We start from the raw sequence: 16,848 nt of genomic DNA on the forward strand, positions 1-16,848 counted from the left end.
GGGGCGAGGGTGGCGACGGGGTGAGGGCGGCGAAGGGGTGAGGAACGCCCCGCCGGTCAGGCGACGCGGCGGGGGAGGCGGCGCCGGCCGATGAGCACGGCCTTGCGCACCAGCGCGATGAGGGCGGCCACGAGCGTCCCCGCGTACAGCCAGCCGGCGTGCAGGGACAGCGCGGAGACCAGCCCCATCAGCTGCCCGCCGAAGCCGCCGGAGCCGCCCGAGATGGGCCACGCTCCGGCGGCGAAGGCGATGGGGACCCCGATCGGCGCGGTGATCAGGTCGGCCGGCCGCACCCAGAGCGCGGTGGCGGCCGCGACGGGCAGGAAGAGCAGCCCGTAGACGAACAGCGAGGAGTCGAAGAGCAGCCAGCAGATCCCGGCGACGAGCACCATGGCGGTGCACGCGAACAGCCCGCCGCCCAGGCCGGTCAGCCGGGGGCGGGGCAGCCGGCGCGCGGGCGCGGGCCGCGGGGGGCCTCCGCCCTGGGCGGGCACGCCCGCGGGCCGCGGGCCCCGACGCTGGGCCGGGGGTCGCTGCGGGTGAGGGGCCGATCGCGTCCTGTATTGCTCCACCCCACCAAATTAGGCGGGAGGGGGGCCGGATCCGGGCCCGGACACGCGTACATCCACCGCCACTCATCGGAAAGTAAACTGTCCGGTGGCCCACTCCCGGGCCGCCGCCCCCTCCAGCTACGGGAAGTCGCCAACGTGTCGCTCACGATCGGAATCGTCGGCCTGCCGAATGTCGGCAAGTCGACCCTGTTCAACGCCCTGACCAAGAACGACGTGCTGGCGGCCAACTACCCGTTCGCCACCATCGAGCCGAACGTCGGCGTCGTCGGCGTCCCGGACCCGCGCCTGGCCGTCCTCGCGGGCATCTTCGGTTCGGCGAAGGTCCTCCCGGCGACGGTCGACTTCGTCGACATCGCCGGCATCGTGCGCGGCGCCTCGGAGGGCGAGGGCCTGGGCAACAAGTTCCTCGCGAACATCCGCGAGTCGGACGCCATCTGCCAGGTCATCCGCGCCTTCAAGGACGAGAACGTCGTCCACGTCGACGGCAAGGTCTCGCCGAAGGACGACATCGAGACGATCAACACCGAGCTGATCCTCGCCGACCTCCAGTCCATCGAGAAGGCCGAGCCGCGCCTGACGAAGGAGTCCCGCCTCCAGAAGGACAAGGTCGCGGTCCTCGCGGCCGTCGTCGAGGCCAAGAAGATCCTCGAAGCCGGCGACACCCTCTTCTCGAAGGGCATCACGAAGGGCACGGAGCAGGGCGACCTCCTGCACGAGCTCCACCTGCTCACCACGAAGCCCTTCCTCTACGTCTTCAACGTGGACGAGGACGAGCTGACCGACGACGCCTTCAAGGCGGAGCAGTCGGCGCTGGTCGCCCCGGCCGAGGCCATCTTCCTCAACGCCAAGCTGGAGCAGGACCTCTCCGAGCTGGACGACGAGGAGGCCCTGGAGCTCCTCCAGTCGGTCGGCCAGGACGAGCCCGGCCTCGCCACCCTCGGCCGCGTCGGCTTCGCCACGCTGGGCCTGCAGACCTACCTGACGGCCGGCCCGAAGGAAACCCGCGCCTGGACCATCAAGCAGGGCGCGACCGCCCCGGAGGCGGCCGGCGTGATCCACACCGACTTCCAGCGCGGCTTCATCAAGGCCGAGGTCATCTCCTTCGCGGACCTGGTCGAATGCGGCTCGGTCACCGAAGCCCGCGCCAAGGGCAAGGCCCGCATGGAGGGCAAGGAGTACGTCATGCAGGACGGCGACGTGGTCGAGTTCCGCTTCAACGTCTAATACGTTCGGCGAAAGGCCGTCTGACCTGCGAAGGAGCAGGTCAGGCGGCCTTCGTCGTCCACGCGAAGCCCGCAGCGGGCTGGGTGGGTCTGCCGAAAGGGAGGACGTCGGCCGTCAGGCGGCGCGAGCTGCGGGCAACTGCGAGACCCACGTCGTGAGCTCAGTCAGGTGCCCGGGTTGCAGCCCGTGGTGCGAGTCGGGCTGGACGAGGAGGGTCGGCATTCCCTCGGCAGTCCGCTCCGCCGCCCAGGCATGGTCGAGGTCGGTGAAGTCGTCGTCGACCCAGGCGACCGCCGCCCCGCCGAGCCACGGCTCGACGTGATCGCGCTTCCAGAGGTAGCCGTTGGGGTGGCTGGTCGTGATCCGGGGGCGGGGGAGGTCGAGATACGGGAACTCCGGCAGCCCGAGGAGCGGCCCGACGATGGTGGTGGCGTCCTTGCGCCAGCTCGTGCACCACACGGGAGCGACGAGAGCGTCGGCAAGGAAGCCGGCGAGCAACGGGCCGTGGGCGGGGTCGAGCCAGATCGGTACCGGATCGTCGGGGTTGCGGCCCGCGGGCAGGACGGTGTGGCGGACGTGGGTGGTTGGGGTGCTGCCGTCGGGCGCCGGGAACGGTATGAGGACGCCGTCGATGTCCAGCAGCAGGTAGGGCAGGGGCATCGTTGCCTCCGTCGGTCAGCGTTTCCGGGCGGTGATCAGGAGAGTGGTGGGCCACGCGTCGAGGCGCGGGTGCTGCAGTTCGATGGCCGAGGTGATCCGTAGGCCGGTGCGGCTGAGATGGGCGGCCCAGCGGTGGGCGTCGAACTCCCAGCGGGCGATGGGCAGCCGGGTGCGGTCGGGCATGGTGACGTAGTCCTGGCGGGGACGATCGTCCGTCGAAGGATGTCTTCCTGCCCGTGCCGGGTGGGGGACGGAGAAGGCCAGCACGCCACCCGGCACGAGACGGCGGGAGGCCGCAGCGAGCAGAAGCTCAGGGGCGACGAGGCCGACGGCGCCGAAGACCGAGTAGATCGCTTCGAAGCTCTTGCCGGTGACCTGGAGGTGGTGCAGGGCGTGGCCGGCGGCGAAGGTGGCTCCGTCGATGTGGCCGTAGTGCGACCGCGCTCGCTGTACCTGGAGGCCCACCAGGTCGACTCCGGTGACGCGTGCCCGGTGGTGCTGGGCGAGGTGGGCGATGTTGTGGCCGGGGCCGCATCCCAGCTCCAGGAGGCGCTTGCCGCGCAGGTCCCGGCCGAGGACCTCCGCGCCGGGGCCCAGGCCGGGGCGGGTGCTCCACTCCATCCGTGTCGGAGGGGTGAGGGCGTGGGCCGGGGCGGTGGTCAGGCGCTGGGCTGCGTGGGCGTACCAGGGGGAGACCTGGGCGAGCACCTAGACCTCCAGGAGTCGGACCACGTCGTTCAAGTGACGGCGGACGACGGGGATGTACGCGAAGTCCCTGGTTGGGTCGTTGATCCAGCGGATCGCCTGCTCCATGAACCACTCGACGGCCCACATGCGATGCCAGCCCAGGGCCCATGCCTCGGCGGTCAGGCCGCCCCGGGCGGCGAGGGCGTCCTCGTGCCCGCCGGCGGCGACGTACTGCTCCAGGAGCACCCTCAGCCGTACGGGGCTGGGCGTCTCGGTGGTGCCGTGGTAGGAGGCGAGGTCGATCAGGCCGGGGCCGGTGAAGGCGCGGGCGAAGTCGAGGAGGCGCCAGCCCTCCTCCCCGATGTGGATGCTCGTGGGGTGAAACTCGGAGTGCACCCAGCCGAACGGGTCGAGCGTCGCCCCCCGGGCGCGGGCTTCGGCTGCTGCGGAGATCTTCCCCAGCGCGGTCTCGATGTCGTCGCAGTCCGTCCACCGGCCGGCCTTCCGCAGCCGCTGGAGGTGGTCGAGGGCCCGGCCGGGCAGGGCCGCGAGGCCCGTGGCGTCGAGGAAGGGCAGGCCGCCGGCCGGGCGGGCGGCGTGGAGCATCACGGCCGCGGCGACGCCGTCGAGGTCGTCGGCCTCCCGCACCGGGGTGCCTAGGTCGTCCATGAGCATCCCGAGCCACTTGTCCTGCATGGTGGTGGCGTGAAGCTCGGGAACCGGCAGCCCGCGCTGATGGGCGATCCGGAGGGCCTGGGCTTCGCGGTCGAAGGGCTCCTTGGCGTACTTGAAGACGGCCGTGGTGCCGTCGGGGAAGGTGACGCGTTCGACTCCGGACATGCCCCAGACGCGGATCTCCGTGCGTTCCGGGAGCGGCTTGCGGATGAGGGCACACAGGTCGTCCAGCAGGGCGGCGGTCAGGCTCTGGTCCATGGGGTGTCTCCAGGGGCTGGTGGGCTCCGGGGCGGGCGAGCATCCGGCCCGCCCCGAAGCCGTACGGGTGGGGCTACTCGGCCGCGGTCACGCGGTGGGCGTAGACCTGCTCGATCCAGCCCGCCTTGAACGCGGCCAGGTCGTCACGGAAGTTGGCCATCGAGGCACCGTAGGGCGCGACGACGCCACCCGACTGATCCGGCACGGACTGGCAGCCGTGCACGAGCCGGCCGCCGAGGGCCGCGTGGGCCTTGATGGACTCGATCCGGCGGTGCTCGTTGAACCAGCCGCCGTGGTAGACCTCGTCGAGCATCGCGCCCGTCTCGTCGTCCAGGTCGAAGACGACGGAGGTGGCGGCGGGGAAGAACCAGCACGGGCCGACGTTGGAGATGTGACCGTCCAGTTCGACCTTGTTGAGCGCCATGAGCGTGGCGGCCTCGCGGAGCATCCGCAGGTGGTCGGCGGTGATCTGCGGCAGGCCGAGACCGGCCAGGTGCTCGTCGCGGAAGAGGTACGCGTACACCTCGTACGCGGTGGCTAGGACGCGGGCCGCGTCGGAGGTGGACTCGCCGTGGCTCTTGACGAAGCCGAGCGCGAGCTGTTCGACCGCGCTCTCGGCCGTCTCGTCCGCGTCCAGGAGCTGGGCCTTGACCAGCTCCCAGTCGGTGACGAGCCAGGTGTTGGACTCGAAGCGGAAGAAGTACTCGGCCGGGTCGATGGTGAGGCGTCGGCCCTCGACCTGGATGCCGGGAAGGCGGCTCCAGCGCGGGTCGAAGGCGTCGGGCAGCTCGATCGTGATGGTCGTGGTGTCGATGGTGGTCACCGTGTCTCCGTCTCTGATCGTCCGGGCCAGGGCATGGGAATGCCCGAGCTCGTTAGGGCGTAGGGGACTTGGGGCCGCCTGTCCCGAGAGTGGGGCGGCTCTCGATAAGTGAACCGCCCGTTACGCAGAGTGGGTACGGTGTGACCGAGCCCAAGCGGTATACGCGGTTTACAGCTCCGGGACGGAGGAACGTGCCAGCGCCGACCGACCCCAACTCCCGCCTGCGCGAGACGATCCACGCTGCCGGATGCACGTACGAAGCCCTCGCCAAGGACGTCCGCCGCATCGCCGCCGAGAACGGCGAACTCCTCCAGACCAACAAGTCCGCGATCTCCCACTGGGCCAACAACACCCGCGCACCCTCGGGCCAAGCGGACCAGTACCTCGCCGAAGCCCTCTCCCGCCGCCTGGGCCGCGTCGTCACCCCGACCGAGATCGGCCTCCACCCCGGAGATGCCGAAGCCGCCTCGAACGGCGATCCGGTCGTGACCGTCACCGACCTCGGCCGTGCCGACGTCGAACGCCGCCGCTTCCTCGCCATCGCCGCCTTCACCACGGCCGGCGTCGCCATGCCGCTGCTCCACGACCACGAAGCCACCTCCCGGATGCTCCGTGCCCGCACCGGCCGGTCGCTCGTCGGAGGCGAGGACATCGACGTCGTACGCCAGATCACCGCCGCCTTCAGCGCAGCCGACGAACGCCTCGGCGGCGGCCACGGCCTGACCACCGTCACCGCGTACCTCGCAGACACAGCCGCTCCGATGCTCCGCGGACGCTTCCCCTCGGAGCCGTTACGCCAGACCGCCTTCGGAGCCGTCGCCGAACTCGCCTACCTCGCCGGATGGAAGCACCACGACCTGGGCCACGAAGGCGCCGCCCAGCGCTACTACCAAGTCGGCTACCAGCTCGCCTGCGAAGCCGACCCCCACGGCCACGCCGCCTGGATGATGCGCGCCCTCGCCCACCAGGCCCTGAGCCTCAAGCAGCCCCACCACTGCGTCGACCTCGTCGAAGGCGCCCTGCGACGCGGCCTCGGCCACGTCGACGGCCAGACCGAGGCACTCCTCCACATCACCCACGCCCGCGCCTACGCCGCCACCGACGAGAACCCGTCGGCCGCACGTGCCCTCCTCGCCGCCGAAGACGCCCTCCTCCGGGACGACCGCCCCCAGCCCAGCTACTCCCGCGTCAGCGGCCCCGCCGCCGGCACCGTGGCCAGCCACACCGCGCGCACCCTGACCGATCTCGCCGACCACATCGGCACCGAACAACAGCACCGCGACGCGCTCACCCGCTGGGACCCCGAGAAGTACAAGCGCGTCCACGCCCTCACCCACGCCGACCTCGGCGACAGCCTCGCCGCCCAGGCCCGCGCCGACGAGGCCGTCGCCGCCTGGACCCAGGCCCTGGTCCTCATGGAGGGCATGACCTCCGACCGCACCCGTAAGGCGATCACTTCGATCCGCTCCACGCTCGCGGTCTACCAGCGCCGCCGCGTTCCTGGCGCCGCCGATCTCGCCCGCCGCGCACGCGAAGCCCTCGCCTAACATGCCCAACAACCCGCCCGACGAAGGGAACACCGTGGCCCAGCAGACCGACGACCGCTCCCAAGCCCTCAAGCCGGCGCTCGAATCGATGACCCTGCTCGTCGCGGCCGTCATCGTCCACGACAAGGCCACCAACCGCGTCGTCCTCCTCCAGCGCAGCGAGAACGCCAAGTTCGCCCAGGGCCTATGGGACCTCCCCGTCGGCAAGAGCGAACCGGGCGAGCCCATCACGGAGACCGCAGTCCGCGAGCTCTACGAGGAGACCGGCCTCACCGTGAAGCCCGAGTCCCTCAAGGTCGCCCACATCATCCACGGCGCTTGGGGCGTCGAAGCCCCCAACGGCTTCCTCACGGTCGTCTTCGCCGCCCACGAATGGACCGGCGAACCCGAAAACCGCGAACCGCGCAAGCACTCCCAGGTCCGCTGGATCGACGCCGACGCAGTACCCGAGAATTTCGTGGATACGACCTCCAGCGCCCTCCACCGGTACCTCGCAGGGGAACCGGAGGTGTCCCTCGACGGCTGGCATTAGAGATGCCCGATGCCTGACCCCATTGCCCCGTCCTTTACGAGACCTCGGAGTCGTCCAGCAAGGCGCCGGCATTTTCACCGGAACGGCCCGCTCCTTCGAGCTGCCCGCCGAGCGGGAAGAGGCCGAGCGCATCACCGACGAACCATTCGCAGCCACTGAGCGCATCGGCCAGGTCCACCCCTTCGCCGAAGGCATGGGTACTGCGGCTTCGTAGATCGGCATTGGTCGCACCGCCGCAGTGGTCATGCCATGCGGCGAGGCCCCCGCCAGTGTCCTGCTCTACCTCAAGATTACTGATCGGTCGGACGAGACGGACGAGCAGCGCGAGGGCTGCCTGAGCTTCTTCGACGTCCGGGGCCTGACCCCCACCCCTTGAAGATCACCGTTGAACTGCCCTGAGCGGCGAGTCCGTGACTACCGTGTACGAACACGGCCTCGCCCGCACATCCACCACGAGATCGACCACCTCGACGGCATGCTGTGCATCGCACGCATGAGCGCCTGGGCCCCGGACCCTCGTGGAGGAGTACCGGCAGACCGGCCTGGTATGGGCGTACTAGTAAGTCGGTCACGGACGTTGGCTGAAACACCCGTCGGTTGTCAGCGGACCCGAAATACTTGGGTGCGTGCGACAACACCCAGGGGGGAACGTGGCCCAGCTCGAACTCGCAGTGCTCACGGAGGATGTCCGCGAGGCAGCAGCCTTCGAGGCATATTGGCGCCTAGACGACGATGGCGAGACATGGGCGCAGACCGTCACCGCGATCCGCGCGGAGTACGAGCTGAGTTCGCAGCAGATGACCCGCATCGCCCAGCAGGCCGGCACGGCCTACCTAAGAAACTTGGCGTGCAAGTCCTGTGAATGCCCCTACTCGGTGTCGAGCCGAAGCGACCTCGCCCAAGCCCTCCGTCTAAGGAATTGGGAGTGCTCGAGTTGCCACGAGCGTGAAGCGGCAGAGCACGCGGCGCGGATCCAGGAGCAGAAGGCGCGATGCCGCGCTGAGGTCTACGAGCAGTACCCCGTCCTGAGTGGTCCCGACTTGGAGCCTGCCGATCTCACACTCTTCGAGGCCATCTCGCTGCACGTCCTCTTCAGCGATCCGGCTGTCGAAGACGCCGGGCTGACGTCTCCCACCGACGTCTGGCCGAAGGATCGCCGCTGGGCTCCCGAGCAGCTGCGGTTCGAATTCGAGCGTGGGCTCCTGGAGCGCGCGCCGCAGCTGATCAAGGTGCACCCGGACTCTCATCTCAATGCGTTCGCGCTGGATGACGAAGGGGAGCTCAGCGATTCCTTCTACCTTGGTCGCGTCAGTTACTACCTCATGGGAGAGGCCGACGAGCTCACCGGCCGGCACCCCCGCCTTCTGCAGGCCCTGAACCGTACCTTCAGGGAGGGCCCGTGGCCGACCTCCTGGACAGGTCAGTGGCGCGATTTGTGGGATGAGCTGGCGCTGGCGGACGCCCAGAACTACCTCACGATGAAGCTGGGCGAACACCACCTTGAGATGAAGCAAGGCGAGGGGACCCGTACCGCTCTCCAAGACGCATTGAGCACCTTCAGCCTCGGCCAGGTCTTCAACTTCATCTACCGGGCGGCCAAGGACTCCGCCGCCTACTACCAGCGCGGCGGAGTGAACAAGCGCCAAGCCGCCAACAGCACCATCGGACGCATCAGTGCCAGCGCTGACAGAGCCCGCGCTAGTGGCTGGGAGGTCAAGCCCTTCGGCCGGCCCTGGAACCTCCCGCTCTCGGCCATCGGGGAGACGTTCTTCAGCAAGGTGATGTGGCAGCCGGACATGATGCAGATGCCATCCCGCGACGCGCAGGTCCCCTTGCACGCCTGGCCAGCTGCCGACGCCGACGAGGGCCCCGCGGAAGTGACGAACCCGGTACCCGGCATCGATGAGGAAGGCACGTGGACCGACCTAGGCAGGGTCCCCGGTGCAACTCCGTGGCCTGATGTCAATGAGCTCCTGCATCTAGAGCCCGGGACGGTCACCGCGATCGTGTCTGTGCCAACTGCCGGCCGCTCAACAATGGTGCTGAACATCGCTCTGCACAACGCCGCAGCTGAACGGCTCACCGCCTTCAGCACCTGCGAGATCAACTCGGACTTGATCGAGCAGAAGCTCGTCAGCGCAACATATGGAGCAGATCTGCGATGCCCCGCCGACACGGCGGATCTTGACTCCCTGCGCCGCCGCGCGTCCGAGTGCTCAGTCAGGGTTCCGGGCTGGCACACTCCGATCATTGGGCTCCCGCTCGAACAGGTCTTCCGGGAGGCTGCCACCCGCGTCATCCCGCCGCAGCGAGGGCGCCTGGCCCTGTGGGTGGTCGACACGATCGAGAGCTACAGCGAGCTGGGCGAAGAGGGCGTGGCGGTGAGTATGGAGGTCGCGCGCCGCATCGCGATGGAGCACAACCTTGCGGTTCTCATCACAGCGCGAGCGCTGAGCGAAGGGCCGGACGAGCCGCTTGAGCTGCACGACGTTCCGACGCCTATCGCACGCGGCGCCGACACCATCGTTGAACTACACCGTGACGGGGTCTACTGGACCAGTTTGCCCGACGCCGGCACAGCCACGGTGCGGGCCTTGAAGGTTAGGGGCGAGCGGTGCAAAAAATCCGTCTCGTTGAAGTTTGAGCCTTCCTACTGCCGCTTCGTTCGAACTGGCGGGTGAGTGAGCTCCATAGGGGGATTCCAGTAGTGTCCGCTCACGGCACACGGGTTATTCGAACGGATTAATCGGGGCGACCATGCGCGTGAACCAGGGCGGGGTCAGGGTTTGAGTCCCTTAGCGTCTCCTGCAGCATCGCCATCCCGCCAGAGCGGGCTCTACCGAACTGGGAGCCTCCATGCCGAATACCTTCGCCGATGTGCCCAAAGCTGTATGGCACGCCGACGAAACCGGCCTTGTCACCGTACAGGCGCAACCGGAATGGTGGCGTCGGTGGGGACAGCGTGCCGACTGGCCGGAGTACGCCGAGATGTTCGCACAGGCCGGCGAACAGGCACGTTCTGACGACGTATGTGGAGTCCTGGGGCGTACCACTTATCGTCCCTGCCGCCACAACACCCGCCTGTACGGACCATGCCCGCATCACTGTGAGACGCCGCAGTCTTTCCACTGCGCCACGGAGCGGAAGAAGCGTGGATGGTGCCGGTGGGATCTCCGTAAGGGCGCCTGTGTGCATCACCCCGACTCCTACGAGACGTACATGGAGGTGATTCGAGCCGATGAGGAGGAGGAACTGCGGAGGCGCGAGGTGCGCGAGCAGGAGCTTCGCAAGGAGGCTGAGGAGCGGCGCACCGGGACCCTAGGGGTGGCGTGCCCATACTGCGACGCGCAGCCCGGCGGAAGCTGCTTGATGCGGAACGGCGAAGAGCAGCCCAAGCTGCACGGCGCACGAGAATACCTATGGCTCCACACCAACACAGCCAGCACGGCATCCTGTTCCTATTGCGAAGCAGCGGTCGGCGAGCTGTGCCGCACATCCAGCGGGAAGATTGCCAATCAGGCCCACGCCGGCCGCTGACGCTCCCTGGCGCATCGGGACTACCGCCACACTTTGGTTGTACCTGCAGAGCACGGTTCGGCCCGGCAGCGCGCATGGCCCTGCCTGCCTGGCTGACCACACCGGGTTAGCGAGGCGACGAACGCATGCTCGTCCCGGTGTCGGTCGGCCTGCGGGTCCGATAGCGCGGTCCGAGCCGGCCCCGCTGGCTGTCATGGGTGGTCCCGGCGCCAGAAAGCGGGGAGCCATGTCGCGCGGAACCTCGCGGAGCTTAGTCTGAGCGCCTTGGGCCGGGGGTCGGCGCGGTATTCAGTCGCTGCGCGCCAGAGTCTCCGCCGTGATGTCCTCGATCGGGACGCCGGGTGCCGGGTTGGCCGTGCGCTCGTCGACGATCCGGTTGATTTCGCGCTCTTCCCATTCCTGGTACTTGCGCAGAACCTCGATCGACACCACGGCGGCGACCTGCTTGCCGCGTCGAGTGATGACCGTGGGCACGCCCTCCCGATCGGCACGCTCCACGACCTCGGCGAGGTGAGCACGCACATCGCGGATGGACGCCATGGGCATTGGCTGTGTCATGTGCTCAAGATTGTCGAGTGTCCCATGTGCGCACAACGGGGGAGTTGGCCCCTGCGCCGTGTTCGGGCGGAAGGCCTCAGGTGGTGCGGGGTGGTGTGAGTTTGGCGAGGTCCAGGGTGATCTCGAAGGGCACCGGGCGCTGGAGGGTGTCGCGGAAGATGCCGGCGGGGGCGTAGGCGCCGGTGGGTTCGTCGAGCTCGTAGACGTGGACGACTGGTGCCCCGTCCTCGTCCTCGATGCACCAGTAGTGCGGGATGCCGGCCTCGGCGTACTTGCGGAGCTTTACCGTGCGGTCGCGGTGGGCGGACTCGGGTGAGACGACCTCGACGACGAGTCGGACTTCGGCCGGTGAGAACCAGGTGCGGTCGTCGTCGTAGGCAGCCGTGGTGACCAGGAGGTCGGGCTCGGGCCGATTGCGCGGGTCGAGCTTGATGGTCATCTCGCGTCCGACTCTGGCGTCGGCCGGCACCTGATCCATGAGGGCAACGGTCAGCATCGTGACGAGGTGGCCGTGCCACCACCTCTGGGGCGACATCATGAAGACGAGGACTCCGTCGATCAGCTCGGTGTGGCGGGGTGCCTCGGGGAGGTGGTCCAGGTCCTCCGCGAACCAGCCTTCCGGGCGCGGCGGGCGCATCCAGTCGGGCAGTGCGGTCATGGGTCAACCCTAACGATTGCGGCCAGGGCGGTACGGCGCTTCCGGCCGATCGGGCCGCGGGTTGGTGGGTATCGGCATAAAATGGGTGTAAAGGTACTCCAGGTGGGTCCGGGAGGCGTGATGTCCGTACATCCCGACGCGTCACCGCAGCGCGCGCAGCATGACCCCGAGGACACGCTCAAGCAGCTCGGGAGCTCCTGGCACTGGGCACTCGGCGTCGCGCTCGCGACTCTGATCCCGGGCATCCTCGTGCTCGTCTGGCCCGACGAGACGCTGCACATCCTGGCCGTGATCATCGGCCTGCAGCTCCTGGTCGCGGGCGGGTTCCGATTCGTCTCCGCCTTCTCGCACAGCAACGACGCCGGCGGCAGCAGGCTGGCGAGCGTGCTGATCGCGATCCTGGCCTTCCTGGCCGGCGTCCTCGTGCTGCGGCATCCGATGCAGACGATCGGCGCGCTGTCCCTGATCATCGGCGTGTTCTGGCTGATCACCGGAGTGCTCACCGCCTACGTCGCGATCGCCGACCGCCTCCTCGTTCACCGCGGGCTGCTCTTCGGCCTGGGCGCCCTCGGCACCGTCGCCGGAATCGTCGTGCTCTGCTTCCCGGTGGACTCCGCGGTCGCCCTGACGCGGCTGCTCGGGCTGTGGCTCGTCCTGCTCGGCGTCTTCGAGTTCGTGATGGCCCTGGTGATGCGGTCCGCCACCCGTCGGGTCGTCGCTGCGTCGAGATAGGCGGCCGCCCCCATTACCTTGCGGCACAAGGTAGTCGTTGACTATCTTGTGCCGCATGACAAAGGAGCGACCCGCGACCGGTGACCAACGGCGCAGCCAGCTCCTGCGCGGAGTGCTCGACCTGTGTCTGTTGTCCCTGATCGCCGAACGGCCCCGGTACGGCTTCGAGTTCGCCGAGGCCCTCGCCGACGCCGGGTTGGAGCTGGTCAGCGACGGCAGCATCTACCCGCTGCTCGCCAGGATGGAGCGCGCGGGACTCATCACCTCGTACCGCGCCCCGTCCCCGAGCGGCGGCGCCCCGCGCAAGTACTACCGGCTGACCGACACGGGGCGCGCCGAGCTCGGCCGCGGCCGGGCCGACTGGCTCGCCTTCGCCGGACCGGTCGGCCGGATCCTGACCGCCACCACGCCATCCACGGGGGAGAACACGGCATGACGAACGCGCAGATACTCGCGGCCTGCCGCAGCAACTGGGAGTACCGCGGCATCGACGACGCGTCCGTGCGCGAGATGCTCGACGAGCTCTCCGCGCACCTGGACGACGCGGAAGCGGCCGGCCGCACCGCGCAGGACGTCGTCGGCGGGGACGTACGCACCTTCGCCGCGGCCTGGGCCCGGGCGCGCGCCCCGTTCCCGCGCCGACTGCTGCGCATGATCCGCCAGATCGCCTTCGTGCTCGGCTGCCTCCTGCTGCTGACCAGCCTGACCCGGTGGACCACCGCGGTGGCCGTGACCCCCGGCCAGATCGCCTTCTGGACCGTCCTCGGTGCGGCCACGGTCGTCTGGGAACTGCGGCGGGGCAGCCTGGGCATACTCCGGAACTGGGCGATCGGCCTCTGCGTCGCCCTGCCCGCGGCCGTCCTCACCGGCCGCCTCGCCGGCGACGCCCCGGTGTTCACGGCGCCCCTGTGGGTGGCGGCGCTCCTGATGCTGCCCGGGCTGCCCCTCGCCGTCGCCGACCTGCGGGCCAGGAGGAGCGGGACCGCCTGACGGCCGCACTGCCTGACGGTGCCCGGCCCGGCCCGGCCCCGTCAGAAGCCGCGCACCGATGCCACCGTGAAGGTGGTCGGGGTGCCCGTACCGGGGTCCATGGGGCCGCCCTTGTCGAACTGCGAGCGGACCACCAGGGTGCGTCCCGGGACGTGCGCCAGCGTCGTGGGGATCTGCAGGGAAGGGTCCGTGATCGTACGGGTCAGCCTGGCGCGGGTGCCGTCCGCGCCGAGCTGCCACCGGGTCAGCGTGTTGGTGACGTTGTGCGCCACGCGCAGGGTGCCGTCGGGGGCGAGGTCGAGGCCGTCGGCTGCCTTCAGGTCTCCGCCGGTGAGGGCGACCCGGCGGATCGCGCCGGTCCGCAGGTCGACGCGGTAGAGGTCGCCCGCCGTCATGTCGACGGTGAGGAGGTAGCGGCCCGCCCGGTCGGAGGTGATGCCGTTGAGGCTGAACGCACCGGCCGGACGGGGGCGCAGGGCCGGGGTGAGGTCGTAGGCCTCGGTCAGGACGCCGCTGCCGGCGGCCAGTTGCCGCGGGGTCACGCGGTAGATCACGCCGCGGATGCTGTCCGTCAGGTACGCGGTGCCGTCCGGCGTGACGGTCAGGTCGTTCACGAAGCGGGCGGGGGTTCCCGCGGCCACCTCGAAGTGGGCCAGCCGGGCCCCGGTCGCGGTGTCGTACACGGCCACGCCCGCGGTGGAGTCCGTGACCCACAGCCGGCCGAGCGCGTCGACCCGCAGGCCGTTGGCCGTGTGGCGGCCGTCGGTGCCGGAGGGCAGGAACACCTCGGCCTCCGCCCGGCCGGGCCGGGCCCGGTAGACCGTGCCGTCCGCGTACGAGCCGACGTAGACCGTACGCGTGCGGGGGTCCGCGGCGATGCCCTCCGGGTAGACCTTCGCCCCGGGCAGCGAGAAGGCGGTCGATATCCGGGCGTCGCCCGCCGGGCCCTGCGCCCCGGCCAGGGCCGGAGCCGGCGCCGCCGCCCCGAGGGCGAGCGCCCCGGCCAGCGCCGCCACCAGGAGCGACCTCTTCGCTGCTGCCTTGTTGTTCGTCTTCATCGCCGTCTCCACCGTCGCCATCGTCTCCACCGTCGTCCGCGTCATCGAGCGCTCCATGAGATGCCCTCTACTGATCAAGTGAAGGCGAATGTATGTTAGAGCTCTAATGGATGCAAGGGTCGTAGGATGCCGGCATGACCTCCATGGCCCCCGAGGAGCGCATCGGCTCTCACGTCAAGCGCGCCGAGCAGGCGCTCCTCGCGGCGAAGAACGCGGCCCTCAAGCCGGCCGCAGTAACGGTTCCGCAGTACGCCGCGCTGCTCTGGCTCGCCGAGAAGCCCGGCATCTCCGCCGCCGCGCTCGCGCGCCTGTGCGGGGTGACCCCGCCGACCATGAACACCGTGCTGAAGAACCTCCACGAGCGCGGACTCATCGAGCGCACCCCGCACGAATGGCACCGCAACGTGCTGGAGACCCGGCTCACCGACGAGGGGCGCGCGGTCGTGGAACTCGCGGACGCGGGCGCGGTGCGGGTGGAACGGGCACTCGCGGCCGCGTTCACCGAGGAGGAGCGGGCGCAGCTCATCGCCCTGCTCGGGCGGTGCGCGGAGGCGCTCGACGCCCAGCGCTGAGCGCGCCGCCCGCACCCGCCCCCGTATGTTTTTTGCTCGAATTTGGAACTGTGCGGGTGGTTTGCTCATCAGGACTTAGGGGAGACCAGCCGTTCTGCCCTCGGGGGCAGTCAAGACCGTTCGGAGCGAAGTTCGTGCACCAGTACCCGCAGCGCCCGCGGCCTGACGACCAGCCGTCGTACCAGGACTACCCGCCCCAGGGGCATGGCGGCCGGCAGCAGCACACGCAGGAGTACCCGCAGTACCGGCAGGAGCAGCCGTACCAGGAGTCGTTCGACCAGCCGCCGTACGGGGGGCCGCCCGCCCCCGCCGGGTACCCGCACGACGGTGAGCCCCCGCAGCCCAAGCGGTCCCGGCGCCGAATATGGATCAGCGCCGTGGTCGCCGTCGCGCTGCTCCTCGGCGGTGGCGGCTTCGCCGCCTGGAAGCTCGACTGGTTCTCGGGCAACGGCGAGGCCGTGACCTTCGGCAAGAACCCGCCGCCTGCCGCGGGCAAGTCGGACGCGGGCACCCCGGCGGCCGAGGCCAAGCCCTCCGGTGACCCCGACGTGCTGATGCCGACCGGCCCGAAGGCGGACTTCAAGCAGACCACCAAGCTCGACGACGGCACGATCATCGCGAAGACCCGCGTCACCGGCGCGAAGTCCGGCTTCGAGGGCGACGTGTGGGTGTGGGCCCCCAAGCAGTACGACGACCCGAAGTACGCGAAGAGTGGCTTCCCCGTACTCATCGCGCTGCCGGGCGGCAACGGCTTCCCGTCCAACTACTGGTCCGACCGCAGCCTTGGCCTGCAGAAGGCCATCAGCGAGGGCGCCCAGGCCGGCACCAGCCTGCCGTTCATCGTGATCATGCCGGTGCTCAACCCGGACGCCAAGTACTACTACGACGGCTCCGACATCCCCGGCCAGGCCAAGATGGGGACGTGGATGGCGGAGGACGTCCCGGACTTCGCCAAGGCCAACTTCCGCACCTACAAGTCCCGTGACGGCTGGGCCTTCATGGGCTCGTCCTCGGGCGCGTTCGTCGGCATGAAGACGGTCCTGCAGCACCCGGACAAGTTCAAGGCCGTCATCGCCAGTGGTGGCGAGATCGTCCCCGACTCCCCGCTGTGGAAGGGCCACCAGGCGGAGATGGACGCGAACAACCCGGAGAAGCTCGCCCAGAAGCTGATCGACACCAAGGGTCCCGAGGTCTACATCAACTTCCAGATCGGCACCAAGGAGTCGGGGAAGGAGCGGATGACGAAGTTCCAACAGCAGTACGCCAAGGGGCCGATCAAGATGACCATCCGCGACATCCAGAACGGCGAGCACAACGGCTGGCATTACGTCCGGGGCATGAAGGAAGGGTCCCTGGAGTGGATCAGCAAGGTCCTGAAGGCGCCGAAGCCTGAGGCGGGCTGAGCGGGGCGGGGTCCCAGCCCCCTCGGCCCCCCACGGCGGGCCCGTGGTTGCCCACCCGCCTCAGGGCCGTGACCTGCCGGGCCGTGAGCGGCACGTGACGGGCACGGCGGGGCGGCGGGGGCTTCGGCGGGGCGGGGGCGGCGGTGCGCGGGGTGGTGTGGGGGAGCGGTGTTTCGGCGGGGCGGGGGGCAGAGCCGTTCTGGGGGTTTTTCCGTCTGTCCGATGGTTTTCCGGGTCGTGCCGGTCCCTCAAGGGCGCTCCTGCGTCGCGTCGCGTTGCGATGGCCTTCGGCCACCCTTGACCGCCCGTCCCGCCCCGGAACTGCAAGGACCGGCGGAAAACCCCAAAAGAACGAGCCGGGA

Annotated in this window: 20 protein-coding genes; 11 read left to right on the forward strand and 9 right to left on the reverse strand. The window is 69.5% G+C overall.

The genetic code is table 11. The features are described 5' to 3' along the window. Positions 1–56 precede the first annotated feature (56 nt). Positions 57–494 (reverse strand): DUF6542 domain-containing protein, encoded by a 438-nt coding sequence (locus AB0O53_RS09265; protein WP_350988144.1) that lies wholly within the window; start codon positions 492–494, stop codon positions 57–59. Between the two features lie 213 nt (positions 495–707). Here AB0O53_RS09265 and ychF point away from each other — a divergent pair, with 213 nt between their 5' ends. Next, positions 708–1,796 carry a redox-regulated ATPase YchF gene (gene ychF / locus AB0O53_RS09270; protein ID WP_350988142.1) on the forward strand — a complete coding sequence of 363 codons (1,089 nt, stop codon included), beginning with the start codon at positions 708–710 and terminating at the stop codon, positions 1,794–1,796. Positions 1,797–1,910: 114 nt separating this feature from the next. On the opposite strand, the gene AB0O53_RS09275 is transcribed toward ychF, so the two are convergent. The 4 genes from AB0O53_RS09275 to AB0O53_RS09290 form a co-directional block, all read right to left on the reverse strand. After that, a complete protein-coding gene (locus tag AB0O53_RS09275; protein ID WP_350988140.1) occupies positions 1,911–2,456 on the reverse strand; it encodes an HAD domain-containing protein in 546 nt (181 codons plus the stop codon). Between the two features lie 15 nt (positions 2,457–2,471). Continuing rightward, positions 2,472–3,164 (reverse strand): class I SAM-dependent methyltransferase, encoded by a 693-nt coding sequence (locus AB0O53_RS09280; protein ID WP_365194287.1) that lies wholly within the window; start codon positions 3,162–3,164, stop codon positions 2,472–2,474. Continuing rightward, the gene (locus tag AB0O53_RS09285) at positions 3,165–4,076 is read right to left on the reverse strand and encodes a phosphotransferase family protein (protein ID WP_350988136.1); all 912 of its coding nucleotides are present in this window, start codon (positions 4,074–4,076) and stop codon (positions 3,165–3,167) included. Between the two features lie 73 nt (positions 4,077–4,149). Next, complete coding sequence (locus AB0O53_RS09290; RefSeq protein ID WP_350988134.1) at positions 4,150–4,899, reverse strand: hypothetical protein; 750 nt, start codon at positions 4,897–4,899, stop codon at positions 4,150–4,152. A gap of 191 nt (positions 4,900–5,090) precedes the next feature. On the opposite strand from AB0O53_RS09290, the gene AB0O53_RS09295 reads away from it, so the two are divergent. Next, the gene (locus AB0O53_RS09295) at positions 5,091–6,446 is read left to right on the forward strand and encodes an NsdA family TPR-like regulatory protein (protein ID WP_365194290.1); all 1,356 of its coding nucleotides are present in this window, start codon (positions 5,091–5,093) and stop codon (positions 6,444–6,446) included. Between the two features lies 1 nt (position 6,447). Then, positions 6,448–6,978, forward strand: a complete 531-nt coding sequence (locus tag AB0O53_RS09300; protein WP_350988130.1) for an NUDIX domain-containing protein — start codon at positions 6,448–6,450, stop codon at positions 6,976–6,978. A gap of 34 nt (positions 6,979–7,012) precedes the next feature. Here the strand turns inward: AB0O53_RS09300 and AB0O53_RS09305 are convergent, their stop codons facing one another. Next, positions 7,013–7,156 (reverse strand): hypothetical protein, encoded by a 144-nt coding sequence (locus AB0O53_RS09305; RefSeq protein WP_350988128.1) that lies wholly within the window; start codon positions 7,154–7,156, stop codon positions 7,013–7,015. Positions 7,157–7,222: 66 nt separating this feature from the next. Here AB0O53_RS09305 and AB0O53_RS09310 point away from each other — a divergent pair, with 66 nt between their 5' ends. From AB0O53_RS09310 to AB0O53_RS09320, 3 genes are all read left to right on the forward strand, one after another. Beyond that, positions 7,223–7,354 carry a hypothetical protein gene (locus tag AB0O53_RS09310; protein ID WP_365194294.1) on the forward strand — a complete coding sequence of 44 codons (132 nt, stop codon included), beginning with the start codon at positions 7,223–7,225 and terminating at the stop codon, positions 7,352–7,354. A 274-nt stretch (positions 7,355–7,628) separates the two neighbouring features. Further along, positions 7,629–9,659, forward strand: coding sequence for a hypothetical protein (locus AB0O53_RS09315; RefSeq protein WP_350988126.1), 2,031 nt, complete (start codon positions 7,629–7,631; stop codon positions 9,657–9,659). Positions 9,660–9,834: 175 nt separating this feature from the next. Continuing rightward, positions 9,835–10,515, forward strand: a complete 681-nt coding sequence (locus AB0O53_RS09320) for a zinc finger domain-containing protein (protein WP_350988124.1) — start codon at positions 9,835–9,837, stop codon at positions 10,513–10,515. Positions 10,516–10,803: 288 nt separating this feature from the next. Here the strand turns inward: AB0O53_RS09320 and AB0O53_RS09325 are convergent, their stop codons facing one another. Then, on the reverse strand, positions 10,804–11,073 hold the full coding sequence (locus AB0O53_RS09325) for a type II toxin-antitoxin system Phd/YefM family antitoxin (RefSeq protein ID WP_350988122.1): 270 nt from the start codon (positions 11,071–11,073) through the stop codon (positions 10,804–10,806). Positions 11,074–11,149: 76 nt separating this feature from the next. Next, positions 11,150–11,731 (reverse strand): Uma2 family endonuclease, encoded by a 582-nt coding sequence (locus AB0O53_RS09330; RefSeq protein ID WP_350988120.1) that lies wholly within the window; start codon positions 11,729–11,731, stop codon positions 11,150–11,152. Positions 11,732–11,851: 120 nt separating this feature from the next. Here AB0O53_RS09330 and AB0O53_RS09335 point away from each other — a divergent pair, with 120 nt between their 5' ends. From AB0O53_RS09335 to AB0O53_RS09345, 3 genes are read left to right on the forward strand one after another with little or no spacing between them, the layout of a single operon-like run. Then, positions 11,852–12,463: an HdeD family acid-resistance protein gene (locus AB0O53_RS09335; RefSeq protein WP_365194297.1), complete on the forward strand. Its 612-nt coding sequence runs from the start codon at positions 11,852–11,854 to the stop codon at positions 12,461–12,463. 55 nt (positions 12,464–12,518) lie between these two features. Further along, a complete protein-coding gene (locus tag AB0O53_RS09340) occupies positions 12,519–12,899 on the forward strand; it encodes a PadR family transcriptional regulator (RefSeq protein ID WP_365194299.1) in 381 nt (126 codons plus the stop codon). Continuing rightward, positions 12,896–13,453, forward strand: a complete 558-nt coding sequence (locus tag AB0O53_RS09345) for a hypothetical protein (RefSeq protein WP_365194302.1) — start codon at positions 12,896–12,898, stop codon at positions 13,451–13,453. The genes AB0O53_RS09340 and AB0O53_RS09345 overlap by 4 nt, the downstream gene beginning before the upstream one ends. A gap of 41 nt (positions 13,454–13,494) precedes the next feature. Here AB0O53_RS09345 and AB0O53_RS09350 read toward each other — a convergent pair whose 3' ends face one another. Next, positions 13,495–14,556, reverse strand: coding sequence for an SMP-30/gluconolactonase/LRE family protein (locus tag AB0O53_RS09350; RefSeq protein WP_350988113.1), 1,062 nt, complete (start codon positions 14,554–14,556; stop codon positions 13,495–13,497). Positions 14,557–14,645: 89 nt separating this feature from the next. Between AB0O53_RS09350 and AB0O53_RS09355 the strand changes: the two genes are divergently transcribed. After that, a complete protein-coding gene (locus AB0O53_RS09355) occupies positions 14,646–15,083 on the forward strand; it encodes a MarR family winged helix-turn-helix transcriptional regulator (protein WP_350988111.1) in 438 nt (145 codons plus the stop codon). 362 nt (positions 15,084–15,445) lie between these two features. Further along, a complete protein-coding gene (locus tag AB0O53_RS09360; protein ID WP_350988449.1) occupies positions 15,446–16,486 on the forward strand; it encodes an alpha/beta hydrolase in 1,041 nt (346 codons plus the stop codon). Positions 16,487–16,848: the final 362 nt, after the last annotated feature.

Origin of the sequence: Streptomyces erythrochromogenes, assembly GCF_040684695.1 — a bacterium.
Taxonomy (GTDB): Bacteria; Actinomycetota; Actinomycetes; order Streptomycetales; family Streptomycetaceae; genus Streptomyces; species Streptomyces erythrochromogenes_C.